This is a genomic window from Dietzia sp. NPDC055340 (genome assembly GCF_053645335.1).
The window spans coordinates 99,838-112,876 of sequence record NZ_JBSHML010000013.1 but is presented as its reverse complement, the minus strand read 5'-3'; the positions used below and the strand labels follow the sequence as shown (position 1 = coordinate 112,876).

The window sequence follows — 13,039 nt, the reverse complement described above, 5'->3', positions numbered from 1 at the left end:
GCCCACCGGGGCGGAGCGCCGGGGCCGTCGGCGTCTCCTACGACAATCGCGCCGAATCCCCCACAGAACCAGGCAGGGTGACATCATGATCGACCCCCGAATCGACGACCCGTCCTTCCTCGAGCACCGCCACATCGACCGCGACGGCGTGGGCATCCACTACGTGGTCGCCGAACCGAGCGCGTCCGCAGACCAGCGCCCGGGCACCGTCGCGCTTGTTCACGGCTTCCCTCACTTCTGGTTCACGTGGCACCGCATGATCCCCGTCCTCGTGGACGCCGGGTGGCGGGTCATCGCGCCGGACCTGAGGGGGATGGGCGGCTCCGACGCGCCCACGAATGTCGAGGACTACGCGCCGCGCGAGGTGGTCGACGACCTGATCGCGGTACTTGACGATGCACTCCCGAAGTCGGAGAAGGTCGTGTTGGTGGGCTTCGACTTCGGCGCGGGCGTGGTCTACGACGCCTGTCACCTGGAGCCGGAGCGGGTCCGTGCGGTGATCGGGATGGAGAACCCCTTCATGGGCACCGCCGGGTCGGTCTCCCCTCTGGAGGGCTCGGCGATGATCGCCGAGAAGCACTTCCTGCATCTGCACTACTTCGCGCAGCCGGGCGTCGCCGAGGCCGATCTCGAGGGCCACGAGCGCGACTTCCTCGCCCGCGTGTTCTGGGCCCTGTCCGCCGACTACCACTATCTCGATGTGTGGCAGCACCCGTCGGGCACGACCTACCTCGATGCGCTGCCCGAGGCGCCGGAGCTGCCGTGGCGCTGGCTCACCGCGGAGGAGTTGGACCGCTACGAGACCGAGTACGTCCGCACCGGGTTCGCCGGTCCGCTGCAGTGGTACCGCGCGATGGACGTGTCCTGGTACGCCCGCAAGGAGTTCGAGCGTCAGACCAACCCCGTGCCGTACTACTTCGTCTACTCGGAGCATGATCCCGACCTCGAGGGCTTCCACGGCCGCGAGCCGCTCAAGAAGCTCGACCGCTATCACGACGACGTCCGCCAGGTCCGCAGCGTGCCGCGGGCCGGGCACCTCATGCATCTCGAGGCCACCGAGGACACCCACCGCGAGATCCTGGCCTGCCTCGACGACATCGCAGTGACCATCTCGGCGTGATCGTCGAGGCCGCCCCTCGCCGCGGCTGCAAGACACGGGCGCGCGGTTGCACGACGCTCGTTGCGGTTCAGACCCGGCCTTTCGCGCCGATTGTCGTGCAGGTGATGGGGGATGTCTTGCAACCGCTGCAGGGATTGGCGGTGTCAGGCGCGCGGGCGGTTCTGCGCGCGGGTGTACGCGTTCGTGATGTGGCGCATCGCCTCGTCAGACGTCATGTCCTTGACGATCCGCACGACCTGCCACCCGAGATCGGTCAGCCTCGCGGTGATACGTAAGTCCCGCCGCCATTGATCCGGGTCACCGTGGTGCCTGCCGTCGTAGAAGATCGCGACCTTGGCAGAACCGTAGGCGAGGTCGGCGATCGTGATCCGCTCACCGGTGGGCTCAAAGATCTCGAGTTGAGAAGTCGGCCGGGGGAGCGGCGAGCGTTCGATGCGGAGTCTCAGTAATGTCTCCTGTGGGGACTGCGCACCGGCGTCACATGCGTCCAAGAGTCGCCCGATCGTCGATGCACCATGCAGGCCATGCATGCGTCCCGCGGCCGCGGCGACGGCGTCGAGCGAAGTGCCGGTGGTGAAGCAGAGCGAATCGATCACGCAGATACGCAGGTCGTCCCCGCGGATCCATCGGGCCGTATCCACGGCTGTGCGAGCAGGGGTGGTGACGCGTAGCCCTCCGATCTGGCAGATGTCCTCGTCAGGCACCGGGCGGCGAAGTGAGCGTTTCCGGATCCCGCGCGGAGGCCGCGGCTCTGCTGCGGTGAACACATCGATTCCGCCACGGACCCTTTCTCCGGAGTACGACGCCTCGCCGTGGAGATAGGCGGCAGCCCAGCCTCCGATGATCGCGTCCGACGGAGCCCAGATGCCGAGTGCCCGGATGGTGTCCCAGCTGGTCAGCGGCTCGCCCTTAGCGACGTAGACACCGGGGAAGATTGCGTGGTATCTGACACGGAGTGCGTAGCGGGTGACGAGTCCGGCGGCCAGAGCATCGGCGCCGGCGAACGGTTTGCCGGTCGACACCGCATCCGCCAATGATGTGGGGACCGGGACGGGTGGGCGGGTGTCGCTGACCCAGCGAGTGCGTGCCATGAAGGCAATCGTGAATGGCGACGACGTTTCGCAACAGACAGAAAGCGACTCCTGTGGATGGAGTCGACGACGATCCACAGGAGCTGCGGGTCGCCTTATCTCACGCTCCCAAGCCGGTACCGCCCACAACAACCCCGCGGTTGCAAGACATCACCCCGCAGCTGCAAGACCAGCGGTGCGAAAAACAGCTCAGAAATCGCACCAGATGTCATGCAACTGCGGGGTGATGTCTTGCAACCGGGGAACTGTCAGTCGGTCAGGCCGTACTTCGCGCCGAAGTTGGCGATGGACTCGAGCTTCTGCTCGGTCGAGCAGTCGAAGCCGTGTCCCTCGACCATCCAGGGCATCACGATGATGTCCGTGACCCCGGCCTCGGCCAGCTCGGTGAAGCCGCGCGTGCCGAACTTGTCCAGGCAGACCACCTGGATGGCGAAGGGCTTGCCGTCGCCGCGGTCGGCGAGCGAGCGGCCGTTCTCCTCAAGCAACTCGCCCAGGCGCGTGACGGTGGCCGCGATCTCGTCGAACTTCATCATGGCGCTGGTCCAGCCCTGGCCGATCCGCGCCGCCCGCTTGAGGGCGATCTCGGTGTGGCCGCCCACGTAGAACGGCACCTGCTCGGAGGGGGCCGGGGTGAAGATGAGCTCGTCGAAGTCGAAGTGGTCGCCGTGGAACTCCATCCACTCGCCCTTCAACGCCTCGCGCATGATGGCCAGCGACTCGTCAGTGCGCTTGCCGCGGCCGGAGAACGGGGCGCCGCACCACTCGAACTCGTTGGGATCCCAGCCGATGCCCACGCCCAGATCGAGCCGGTTGCCGGTGAGCAACGCGACCGAGGCGACCTGGCGGGTCAGGAGCAGCGGGTTACGCGGCCCGACCTTGAGCACCTGCGGCGAGAACCGGATGGTCGAGGTGGCCCCACCCATGGCGGCGGAAGCGACAAGCGGCTCGACCCACTGCGTGGTCTCGTCCCACATCCGCGATCCGTCCGGCGTGTACGGGTAGTCCTTGTCCTGTCGACGCGGATGGAACAGGGAATCCGGCAGCACCACGCGGTCGAAACCGGCGGACTCGGCGCCGCGGGCGATCGAGATGTACTGGTCGACGGGGGAGAAGGAGACGGGGACGGAGAACTCGACGTCCACCACGCGTGCCATGTCAGCTGTCCTTCCGGAGGGCGCCGGCGATGGCCGCCCTGTCATCGTCGGTCAGCGGACGCAGGCCCGAGGACATGGCGACATCCTGCTCCCAGAAGGCGCGGAGGGAGACCAGGCGGCCGTCGGCGTCGACGCGGTAGTCCACGGCGATGTCGATCTCCATGATGTTCTCGCCCATATGGGTGCGCATGGTGCCGATGCACAGTAGTTCGTCGCCGACGGCGATCCCGCGGTCGAAGCGGAACTCGATGTGGTCCGGGGTGGCCACGGCCTTCTCCCAGAACTCCAGGAGTCGCTCGGTACCGCGGTGGCCGATTCCCTCGGCGTCGAACATCGACGGGCCCACGGGGTCCTCGATGCAGCCCTCGGGCGACCAGCCGGCGATCCAGGCGTCGCGGTCACCGGCGTTGGTCGCCGCCCACGACCGGCGGGCGGCGGCGTAAGCGGGACTCGCCAGCGCGGCCTCGCTCAACTCGAGTGGCCGGTACTGGCCGCTCTCGTCCAGGTAGGGGTTGCTCATGACTTACGCTCCGTTCCCACGACCCACATCGAGAAGTACTGCGAACCCCCGCCGTAGGCATGACCGAGGGCCTTTCGGGCGTCGGGGATCTGGTGCTCGTCGGCACGGTTCATCACCTGGCGGGCCGCCTCGGCGAACCGCAGCATGCCCGAGGCGCCGATCGGGTTGGAGCACAGGACGCCGCCGGACGGGTTGACCGGCAGCGAGCCGTCGCGCGCGGTGGCGCCGGACTCGGTCATGCGCCAGCCCTCGCCCGGCTCCGCGAAGCCGAGGCTCTCCAGCCACATGGGCTCGAACCAGGAGAACGGGACGTAGATCTCGGCGGCGTCGATCTCCTCGGCCGGGTTGGTGATCCCGGCCTCGGCCCACAGTGCGGCCGCGGCGTCGCGGCTGGCCTGTGGGTTGGCGTAGTCGCGCCCGGCGAAGGTGCCCGGCTCGGTGCGCAGGGCGGTGGCGTGGATCCACGCGACCTGGCGGCCCTCGGACTCCACGGCCTCGGCGGCGTCGGCGTCGCCGATCACGATCGCGCACGCGCCGTCGGAGGACGGGCAGGTCTCGTCGAAGCGGATCGGGTCCCACAGCATCTGGCCCTCGAGCACCTTGTCCACGGTGATGTCGGGCTGCTTGAGGTGCGCGTACGGGTTGATGGAGCCGTTGAGCCGGTCCTTGACCGCCACCATGGCGCCCACGTGCTCGGGGGCGCCGGTGCCGCGGATGTAGGAGCGCACGTGCGGGGCGAAGTAGCCGCCGGCGCCGGCGCCGACCGGTGCGGTGAACGGCACGGGCAGCGACAGGGCCCACATGGCGTTGGACTCGGACTGCTTCTCCCACGCCACGGCCAGCACGCGGCGGTACCGCCCCGACTGGACGTGGGAGGCGGCCACGATCGCGGTGGATCCACCGACTGAGCCGGCGGTGTGCACGCGCAGCAGCGGCTTGCCCACGGCGCCCAGGGCGTCGGCCATCATCAGTTCGGGCATCATGACGCCCTCGAACAGGTCGGGGGCCTTGCCGACGATCACCGCGTCGATGTCGTCCCAGCCCACCCCGGCGTCGATCATGGCGGCGTCGATGGCCTCGCGGCAGAGGCCGGCCATGGAGACGTCGGTGCGGCGGGAGACGTGGTGGGTCTGACCGGTGCCGAGCACGGCGGCGGGCAGGCCGGAGCTGTGGGCGCTCATGCGGTGCGTCCTTCCAGGAGGCAGATGAGGTTCTGCTGCAGCAGATGGCCGCTGGTCGCGTGGGCCAGGGCGCGCTCGGTGCGGCCGGACCAGATGGCCTCGGCGGCGTAGCCGATGCGCTCGAGCCCCGCGGAGAACAGTGGGTCGGCGACCAGCGAGCCGCCCGACGGGGTCACCGCGACGTCGTCGGCCAGGCCCAGCGCCGCGCGCAGGAGGAGTTCCTGGTGCGTGTACTGGGTGTGCAGCTCGGCGACGCCGACGCCGCCCAGGTCGGGACGGTCCGACGACGACGAGCCCGTCGCACGAACCGCGGCAGCACGGGCCGAGGGCGAGTCCGTGAGATCGCGCGCCCCGAACTCGGCGGAGTCGGCGATGTGCTCGATCCCCGAGATGTAGGCGGGGTCGGCGACCAGTTCACGGGCGCGATCGCCCGAAGCCAGGATGATCGCGCCGGCGCCGTCGGTGACCGGCGGGCAGTCGTGACGGCGAAGCGGGTCGGCGACATACGGCTCGGCCAGCAGCTCGGCGGCGTCCCGGCCGTGCGCGCGGGCGGCGACGGCGGCCATCTCGGCCTCCGACCAGCGCCCTGCGTCGATGCCGGACCGGGCCTGCAGCGCGGCCACGTGGTGGCGGCCCGGCCACAGCGGGGTCACGGTGTACGGGTCGAGCTGCAGGGCGAGCGCGGTGTCGAGGTCGGTGCTGGCCGAGGCCTTGCCGAAGCCGTAGACCAGCGCGGTGTCGGCGTGGCCGGCGGCGATCTTGAGGTACGCCTCGAACAGCGCCCAGGCGGCGTCCATCTCGACGTGCGACTCGGAGATCGGCGGCACGGCCCCGATCGAGTCGACGGCGGAGATGAAGGAGAAGGCGCGGCCGGCCAGGTAGTCGGACGAGCCCGAGCACCAGAACTCGATGTCGGTGCGGTCGAGGCCGGTCTGCCGGTAGCACTCGGCGAAGACCGGGGCGAGCATCTCGACACCGTTGGTGGTGCCGAACGTGGACTCGGAATGGCGGGCGTGGGCGAAACCGATGACGGCCACGTCCCGGGGAGCAGTGTGGGTCACGAGGTGTCCTCTACAGGTGTGTGGCGACGGTGGCGGGATCGGAGTCGGGCTCACCGCTCGGCTCGAAGTGCGTGATGGCCTTCATGGACGCGGGCCGCTCGGACTCCGGCGCCCACACGGCGCGCACGCGCATCCCGATCCGCACCTCGGAGGCCTCGCAGCCCAGGACGAGGTGCTGGACGGGCACATCGGAGCCGTCGAGCAGGATGTAGGCCGTGACGTACGGGGGCTTGATCTCCTGCCCCGCGAACGGCACGTTGACGATGCCGAACGTGGTGACGGTGCCGACGTCGGCGACCTCCACGTATTCGCCCATGGCCACGCCGTCGGACGGGCAGTAATCGCGCGGCGGGACGTAGACCTCGGGGCCGTTGGAGCGGCGGCGCCCCAGCATCCGGCCCTGCACGATGGCGCGCAGGAACTCGCTCTCTGCGGGCGCGGCCGTGTGGGTCACCGCCAGGCCGATGGGCGTGACGACCCCCGTGACGGGCTCGGCGGCAGCGGACTCGGCGGCGGCGGGCTCGCGGTCAGTGGGCGGGGCGTCGGTGGCGGCGGTGTCGTCGTCGTACCCCTCGGGGACCACGCACGCGATGTCGTGGACGTCGCCACGTCGCTCGGCCGACCACCGCACGCGCACGCGCATCCCGGTGCTGACGGCCTCGGGGCCGTCGGCGGCCAGTGGCAGGAGCATGGCGGTGTCCGCGCCGTCGAACCGCACGAGCGCCCAGGCGAACGGGGTGTCGAGCGGGTTGACGTCGGTGGGGGAGGGAACCCAGGTCCATGCGACGACGACGCCACCGACGCCGTCGCCCGAGCCGACCTCCACGGTCTCGGTGAGCGGCTCGCGCGTGAGCGGGTCGAACTCGACCGGCGGGACGTGCACGGTGCCCCGGGAGTCGCGGTTTCCCACGATCCGGCGGTCGCGGAGGCCGGTGAAGAACGCTCCCAGCACGGGCCCGGTCGACCTGGTGTAGTCGAAGGACGGCGTGAGCGAGGCGGACAGCACGGGCTCGTCCGGCGCGGTGATATCAACAACGATTTCTCTGGACGTCACGCTCGCAAGTAGAACACGTTCCACTCGATTTCGGGAGACTTTCCGTGGTGGGCATCACGCGGATCCGGCGGCGTGGGTCACACTGTGTCCATGAAATTCGCCTTGCAGCTCGGATACTGGGGCGCGCAGCCGCCCACCAATCACGCCGACCTCGTGGTGGCCGCGGACAAGGCGGGATTCGACACCGTCTTCACCGCCGAGGCCTGGGGTTCCGACGCGTTCACCCCGCTGGCCTGGTACGGCTCACTCACCGAGAACATCCGGTTGTCGACCGCCGTCGTGCAGCTCTCCGCCCGCACGCCCACGGCCACCGCGATGAGCACCATGACGATCGACCACCTGTCCGGCGGGCGCTTCTGCCTGGGGCTGGGCGTCTCGGGGCCGCAGGTGGTGGAGGGCTGGTACGGGCAGGCGTTCGCCAAGCCGCTCGCCCGGACCCGCGAATACATCGACATCATCCGCACGGTGCTGCGGCGCGAGGCCCCGGTCACCTCCGAGGGGCCCGCCTACGCGCTGCCGTACCAGGGCGCGGACGCCTCCGGCTTCGGTAAACCGCTCAAGTCGATCCTGCATCCGCTGCGCGAGGACGTGCCCATCTGGCTCGGCGCCGAGGGGCCCAAGAACGTGGCCCTGGCGGCCGAGATCGCCGACGGCTGGCTGGGCTTCCTCGCCTCCCCGCGTACGGCGTCCGAGTTCAACACGTGGCTGGACGAGGGCTTCTCCCGACCCGGCGCCCGGCGCACCCGCGAGGACTTCGAGGTGGCGTTCCTGTGCCAGCTGCACATCACCGATGACCGCCGCGGCGTGATCGACGCCTACAAGCCGTTCACCGCGCTGTATGCCGGCGGCATGGGCGCGGAGGAGAAGAACTTCCACGCCGAGGCGTTCCGGCGGATGGGCTTCGCCGAGGACGTGGACCGCATCACCGAGCTGTTCCGCGCCGGCCGCAAGGACGAGGCCGCGGCCGCCGTGCCGGACGAGATGGTGGAGGCCACGGCGATCATCGGCGACGAGGCGCAGGTGCGCGAGCAGATCGCCGAGTGGGAGGCCGCCGGCATCACGATGCTGGTGGTGACCGCGCGGTCGGTCGAGGAGATCGAGCGGATCGCGCGGCTGATCGACTGAGCACAGCGGCGCCCGTCGCGCCCGCTCGACGCTGGGGTGCCCGCTCTCCCGGCCCCGCCGCCGGCCTGACTGACATGCGCGCCCGGCCCCGCCGCCGGCCTGACTGACATGCGCGCCCGGCCCTCGGCCCTGCCGCCCGGGACTCGCGCCCGACGACCGGTCGCAAGACATCGCTCCCCGGTTGCAAGACCGGGGAACGAAAAGTGGCCCGAAAAACGCATTAGATGTCGGGCAATCGCGCGGCCATGTCTTGCAACCGCGCGGGGGAGGGCGAACGGGGAGGCCGCGCGGGGAGGGCACGGTCATTAGAGCGGTGGACTCCGACCCGAGGTCTCGGATCAAGTGTGCGCGAGTCCGTCAGTCGGGGAGGGTGACTTCGCGGACCTGGCCTGCCGGGCCGAAGGTGGCGGTGCCGAGGTCGCCGTACTTGCCCTCGGAGGCCGAGACCCGGAATTCGGGGTCCCCGAGCGCGTCAGCCGAGACCTGGACATGGCTGATGACGGTCTTGTCGGGGTCGAGTTCGAGAACACCGGTGGCGGCGGTAATCGCGGCCATCACGTCGGCGGCGTCGATCGAGCTCACGGTGAGATCTGCGTCGGCCTGGATCGGATCGAACCGCCGCTCCTCCCATCCGCCACGGAATTCATGCGTGATCCGCTTGTGTGGATCGGCCGGGTCCTGCTGCGAGAGGGTGGCGTACTCGCCGTAGATCAGGATCGAGTCGATTTCTTGGGCGGGGAACTCGGATTCGGTCTCGGCGAGCAGGCGGGTGACCCCGTTCTCGGTGTGCAGGAGGCCCGGGCCGACCTCGTCTGTGCCGGCGTTCGACGAACCGTCCGTCACGGAGGCGGCGATCGCCCCGCCGGCGATCGCGAGCACCGCCACCGCGACCGCGATCCCGATCGTCCATCCCCGCTTCGCGTGGCTGAGGTCTTCACGGCGACGGGCATCCCAACCGGTGTACGCGGAGCCGGTGGGGGCGTTGTCGTCGTCATCGCCGTCTAATCCCAGGTCGTCGTCACCGCCGCGCAGGTCGGCCACGAGCGGGCGTAGCTCGTCGATGTACTTGGCCTTGATGGCGGTCCGGATGCGCTCGAAGTGCTCGAAATGGTCGAGCCGGCCCGCCGCGAAGGCCTCGTCGATGGCCTGCTGGACGGCGGCGCGCTGGGCGTCGGATGCGCGGTTACGGTGCTTCGCCATGAGCGAGAGCGTAGCCGCCGGACCGGGTCAGATCACCTGGGAGCCTCGACCTCTCGTTCCTGGCCGTCGGGGCCGAAGGTCACGTTGCCGAGCGAGCCGCCGGTGGCCAACGCGACCAGGTACTCGGCCCGGCCGCTGTCGTCCGGATAGATGGACACGTGACTCAGCCGCGCCTCGTCGGTGCCCAGCAGCGTCGGAGTGGCCTCGATCGCGGAGCGGACCACCACCGGGTCGATCGCGTCCAGTGGCAGGGGCGGTGCGGTTCCCAGTCTGGGGCCGCGGGTGGGGGCGGACCAGGTCGAATCACGCAATTCCGTGCGGTGCCTGGTGCCCGGATCGGCCGGATCCACGTAGAACAGGCTCACGTGATCGGCGTAGACCAGGAGCAGATCGACCTCCACGTCGCCGAACTCGTCGGCCGCCGACATGAGCGACGCGGCGAGTTGGTCACTGATCGCGAGGGCCGCGGCGTCGGCGGGCTCGCCGTCGATGGTGGCGTCGGCAGTAGTGGTAGTCGTGGTGGCAGCTGTGTCGGTGGCGGTCGCGGCGGCGGTCGTGTCCGTGCTGTCCCCGGGGTCGTCTGCACTGCACGCCGTGAGCGTCAGGGCCGCGAGCAGGGCGGTGATCAGTGCGGCACCGGCTGCGGCACGGCGGCGGGCGCTCGGGGCACAGGTCATAGACTCAAGACTAGGCGGCGGCGTGGCTCAATCGGGCCGGTCTCAGCGGTATACGGAGGTCGCCAGCACCTGGAGGTCGGGCGAGAAGATGACGGAACCATCGCCGTCGTCCGCGGTCAACGACACCACGTACTCCTGCTCGCCAGTGTCGCCGGTACCGATCCCCACGTGATCGATCTCGGGGTCGGTCAGCTCGGACGCGGCGAGTCGGAGGGAGCACGCGCCTGCTGATGAGCCGTAGAGGGTCGAACCGATTCGTCGGGGAGAAAGACCGCCACTGAGATAGAACACGTTCTATCGTGGGGCGCATGAGTGCACCCACGCCAACAGTCCCCGCCGACGCCGGAATCCTGGACCCGCGGACCGGCGAGCACGTGACCAGCGTCTACCGCATCGCCGAGGCCGAGCCCGACCGGGTCGCGGTGATCGAGGGCGGCTCCGCCGACCAGCCCGGCCGCCAGGTGACCTTCGGCCAGCTCGCCGAGGCCGCCCACGGCTACGCCCGCGGCTTGCAGGACCTGGGCCTGAAGACCGGTGACTGCATCGTGCTGCTGGCGCCCAACTCGCTCGAGTTCCTCGAGGTCTACTACGCCGCGCTGGAGATCGGCCTCTACGTGGCGCCCGCCAACTGGCACCTGACCGGCCCCGAGGTCGCGTACATCATCGACAACTCCGGCTCGACGGTGTTCATCGCGGACCAGCGGTTCGCCGACGTCGCAGGAGTCGCCGCGGCCGAGGCCGGGCTCGACAAGGCCCGCTGCTACGCGATCGGCGACGTGCCCGGATTCCGACCGCTCGCCGAGCTGGCCGCTCCGGCCGCGGGTGACGGTGGGGCGGGGGAGGCCTCGTCGTCGTCGCTTCCCTCGGACCGCACCCTCGGCGCCCCGATGCTCTACACCTCGGGTACCACCGGCCGCCCCAAGGGCGTGCGCCGGCCGCTGACCGGCGCGAGCCCCGACCAGGTGACGGTCCCCAACTACTACTTCTTCGCCGGCTTCGACATCCACGCGCCGGACAATGTCCACATCTGCGGCTCGCCGCTGTACCACACGGCCGTGCTGAACTTCGTCACCATTTCGCTCAACCTGGGCCAGGCCGTGGTGCTCATGGACAAGTGGACGCCCGAGGAGATGCTGCGGCTCATCGACGCGCACGGGGTGACCCAGTCGCACATGGTGCCCACCCAGTTCTCGCGGCTGCTCGAGCTGCCCGAGGACGTGCGCGCGAAGTACGACGTATCGAGTCTGCGCACGATCGTCCACGGCGCCGCGCCGTGCCCCAAGCACGTCAAGCAGGCGATGCTCGACTGGTGGGGTCCGGTGCTCACCGAGTACTACGCCGGCACCGAGGGCGGCGGCTGCACGATCACCGGTGAGGAGTGGCTGCGCAAGCCCGGCAGCGTGGGGAAGCCGTGGAGGACCACGACCTTGAAGATCCTCGACGACGACGGCAACGAGCTGGGCACCGACGAGATCGGGAACGTCTACCTGCAGATGCACGGCTCCAAGTTCGAGTACCACCAGGATGCCGAGAAGACCGCCAAGACGTATGTCGGCGAGCTGTTCACCATGGGCGACATCGGGTACGTCGACGCCGACGGCTACCTGTTTCTGTGCGACCGCAAGAACGACATGATCATCTCCGGTGGCGTGAACATCTACCCCGCCGAGATCGAGTCGGAGATGACGCGTCATGAGGCGGTGCGCGACGCGGCCGTGTTCGGGATCCCGCACAAGGACTGGGGTGAGGAGGTCAAGGCCGTGATCGAGTTGGCCGAGGGCTTTGACGAGTCCGACGAGCTCAAGGCGCAGATCCTCGACGACCTGGCCGGTCGGCTGGCCAAGTTCAAGATGCCGCGCACAATCGACGTGGTGGACGAGCTGCCAAGGCAGGCCAACGGCAAGCTGGTCAAGCGCACGCTGAAGGATCCGTACTGGGCGGACGCGAAATAGATCATCAGCGGACTCAGCGTGCTTCTGGCCGGGCTGGAACCTGTTGCACCTAAGCTGCGGCATGAGTATAATTTTAGAGTGCTGTAAATCACATTCAGCCGCGAATGGTGAATGTGCAGTTTCGCTGCGATGCGTCGATACGAACGCAAGTGGCGAACCCCTACAAGTAGGAGACCTCCTTGAAAGCTACTTTGAAGCGTGTTGCCGCCACCGGCGCCACCGCCGCCCTGCTCGCTGCGGGAATGGGTATTGCGGCGGGTACGGGAGTCGCAAATGCGGACACTGCCGCAACATGCGGTGTTTCGAACACTAAGACTGAGCTCGGAGCGGCAGGAATTGTAGGCATCAGTCTGACAAAGACTGCGAACAAGGCCGAGGTTCAGCCGGGCGGCACGGTCACGTACAAGGTCGAGGTTGCGAAGGCTCAAGGGGTGCCGCCGGTTTTGAGCGCGATGCGGGACATCTATCCGGAAGGCCTCACCTTTGTAAGTGCAAAGGTCAACGGTAAGCCGGTGGATCCGGTGGTTGATGCGAGTGCCAGAACTGTCACCCAGTCCGGAAAGTGGATTATCGGGAACAAGCCGACGCTTGAGGTTACGTATAAGGCGTCGGACGACTTGAAGCCCGGGACCGTTCTCAACAGTGGCGCAGCCATGTACCCCGATATTTGGGGCTGGCAGACGTGGGATCCGATCGACGTCTGCGTGAAAATCCGAGAGAAGAATCCTGTCGAGGCCGTGACCGGCTCACTGGACAGTGCTGGCCTCGGTTCCGCAACAGGCTCTGCTGACGGCGGCTCGGCGGGTTCGCAGATTTCGTCTGACCCCGCGAGCTTCATTGCCGACATCATCAACCAGATCAACCTCGGGAAGCTCATCGGACTCAGCTAAGTCCTGAATCTCGC

At 68.8% G+C, this 13,039-nt stretch carries 13 protein-coding genes; 4 read left to right on the top strand and 9 right to left on the bottom strand.

The window, feature by feature from the left end:
- The first annotated feature begins 85 nt into the window (after positions 1 to 85).
- A complete protein-coding gene (locus ACWIFB_RS11450; RefSeq protein ID WP_454058316.1) occupies positions 86 to 1,120 on the top strand; it encodes an alpha/beta hydrolase in 1,035 nt (344 codons plus the stop codon).
- Between the two features lie 143 nt (positions 1,121 to 1,263).
- On the opposite strand, the gene ACWIFB_RS11445 is transcribed toward ACWIFB_RS11450, so the two are convergent.
- The 6 genes from ACWIFB_RS11445 to ACWIFB_RS11420 all read right to left on the bottom strand — a co-directional run bounded on the left by ACWIFB_RS11445 (position 1,264) and on the right by ACWIFB_RS11420 (position 7,181).
- Positions 1,264 to 2,211, bottom strand: coding sequence for a hypothetical protein (locus tag ACWIFB_RS11445; protein ID WP_454058315.1), 948 nt, complete (start codon positions 2,209 to 2,211; stop codon positions 1,264 to 1,266).
- A gap of 248 nt (positions 2,212 to 2,459) precedes the next feature.
- Complete coding sequence (locus ACWIFB_RS11440) at positions 2,460 to 3,365, bottom strand: TIGR03619 family F420-dependent LLM class oxidoreductase (RefSeq protein WP_454058314.1); 906 nt, start codon at positions 3,363 to 3,365, stop codon at positions 2,460 to 2,462.
- Position 3,366: 1 nt separating this feature from the next.
- A complete protein-coding gene (locus tag ACWIFB_RS11435; RefSeq protein ID WP_454058313.1) occupies positions 3,367 to 3,885 on the bottom strand; it encodes a nuclear transport factor 2 family protein in 519 nt (172 codons plus the stop codon).
- Complete coding sequence (locus tag ACWIFB_RS11430; protein ID WP_452099566.1) at positions 3,882 to 5,066, bottom strand: thiolase domain-containing protein; 1,185 nt, start codon at positions 5,064 to 5,066, stop codon at positions 3,882 to 3,884. Before ACWIFB_RS11430 ends, ACWIFB_RS11435 begins: the two co-directional genes overlap by 4 nt.
- Positions 5,063 to 6,127, bottom strand: a complete 1,065-nt coding sequence (locus ACWIFB_RS11425) for a thiolase domain-containing protein (protein ID WP_454058312.1) — start codon at positions 6,125 to 6,127, stop codon at positions 5,063 to 5,065. The genes ACWIFB_RS11430 and ACWIFB_RS11425 overlap by 4 nt, the downstream gene beginning before the upstream one ends.
- A 10-nt stretch (positions 6,128 to 6,137) precedes the next feature.
- Positions 6,138 to 7,181, bottom strand: coding sequence for an OB-fold domain-containing protein (locus ACWIFB_RS11420; RefSeq protein WP_454058311.1), 1,044 nt, complete (start codon positions 7,179 to 7,181; stop codon positions 6,138 to 6,140).
- Positions 7,182 to 7,271: 90 nt separating this feature from the next.
- On the opposite strand from ACWIFB_RS11420, the gene ACWIFB_RS11415 reads away from it, so the two are divergent.
- The gene (locus ACWIFB_RS11415; protein ID WP_454058310.1) at positions 7,272 to 8,306 is read left to right on the top strand and encodes an LLM class F420-dependent oxidoreductase; all 1,035 of its coding nucleotides are present in this window, start codon (positions 7,272 to 7,274) and stop codon (positions 8,304 to 8,306) included.
- A 357-nt stretch (positions 8,307 to 8,663) separates the two neighbouring features.
- Here the strand turns inward: ACWIFB_RS11415 and ACWIFB_RS11410 are convergent, their stop codons facing one another.
- From ACWIFB_RS11410 to ACWIFB_RS11400, 3 genes are read right to left on the bottom strand one after another with little or no spacing between them, the layout of a single operon-like run.
- A complete protein-coding gene (locus ACWIFB_RS11410; protein ID WP_454058309.1) occupies positions 8,664 to 9,506 on the bottom strand; it encodes a DUF1707 SHOCT-like domain-containing protein in 843 nt (280 codons plus the stop codon).
- A 32-nt stretch (positions 9,507 to 9,538) separates the two neighbouring features.
- Positions 9,539 to 10,183: a hypothetical protein gene (locus ACWIFB_RS11405; protein WP_454058308.1), complete on the bottom strand. Its 645-nt coding sequence runs from the start codon at positions 10,181 to 10,183 to the stop codon at positions 9,539 to 9,541.
- A 42-nt stretch (positions 10,184 to 10,225) separates the two neighbouring features.
- Positions 10,226 to 10,474, bottom strand: coding sequence for a hypothetical protein (locus tag ACWIFB_RS11400; RefSeq protein WP_454058307.1), 249 nt, complete (start codon positions 10,472 to 10,474; stop codon positions 10,226 to 10,228).
- A gap of 17 nt (positions 10,475 to 10,491) precedes the next feature.
- On the opposite strand from ACWIFB_RS11400, the gene ACWIFB_RS11395 reads away from it, so the two are divergent.
- Together ACWIFB_RS11395 and ACWIFB_RS11390 are read left to right on the top strand one after the other, a co-directional pair.
- The gene (locus ACWIFB_RS11395; RefSeq protein WP_454058306.1) at positions 10,492 to 12,135 is read left to right on the top strand and encodes an AMP-binding protein; all 1,644 of its coding nucleotides are present in this window, start codon (positions 10,492 to 10,494) and stop codon (positions 12,133 to 12,135) included.
- 179 nt (positions 12,136 to 12,314) lie between these two features.
- On the top strand, positions 12,315 to 13,025 hold the full coding sequence (locus ACWIFB_RS11390; RefSeq protein ID WP_454058305.1) for a hypothetical protein: 711 nt from the start codon (positions 12,315 to 12,317) through the stop codon (positions 13,023 to 13,025).
- Positions 13,026 to 13,039: the final 14 nt, after the last annotated feature.

What these genes read in the sequence shown, in the direction of transcription:
- ACWIFB_RS11405 (WP_454058308.1), bottom strand. Translation starts at nt 10,183, where the DNA reads ATGACCTGTGCCCCGAGCGCCCGCCGCCGTGCCGCAGCCGGTGCCGCA.
- ACWIFB_RS11440 (WP_454058314.1), bottom strand. Translation starts at nt 3,365, where the DNA reads ATGGCACGCGTGGTGGACGTCGAGTTCTCCGTCCCCGTCTCCTTCTCC.
- ACWIFB_RS11410 (WP_454058309.1), bottom strand. Translation starts at nt 9,506, where the DNA reads ATGGCGAAGCACCGTAACCGCGCATCCGACGCCCAGCGCGCCGCCGTC.
- ACWIFB_RS11445 (WP_454058315.1), bottom strand. Translation starts at nt 2,211, where the DNA reads ATGGCACGCACTCGCTGGGTCAGCGACACCCGCCCACCCGTCCCGGTC.
- ACWIFB_RS11435 (WP_454058313.1), bottom strand. Translation starts at nt 3,885, where the DNA reads ATGAGCAACCCCTACCTGGACGAGAGCGGCCAGTACCGGCCACTCGAG.
- ACWIFB_RS11430 (WP_452099566.1), bottom strand. Translation starts at nt 5,066, where the DNA reads ATGAGCGCCCACAGCTCCGGCCTGCCCGCCGCCGTGCTCGGCACCGGT.
- ACWIFB_RS11415 (WP_454058310.1), top strand. Translation starts at nt 7,272, where the DNA reads ATGAAATTCGCCTTGCAGCTCGGATACTGGGGCGCGCAGCCGCCCACC.
- ACWIFB_RS11450 (WP_454058316.1), top strand. Translation starts at nt 86, where the DNA reads ATGATCGACCCCCGAATCGACGACCCGTCCTTCCTCGAGCACCGCCAC.
- ACWIFB_RS11395 (WP_454058306.1), top strand. Translation starts at nt 10,492, where the DNA reads ATGAGTGCACCCACGCCAACAGTCCCCGCCGACGCCGGAATCCTGGAC.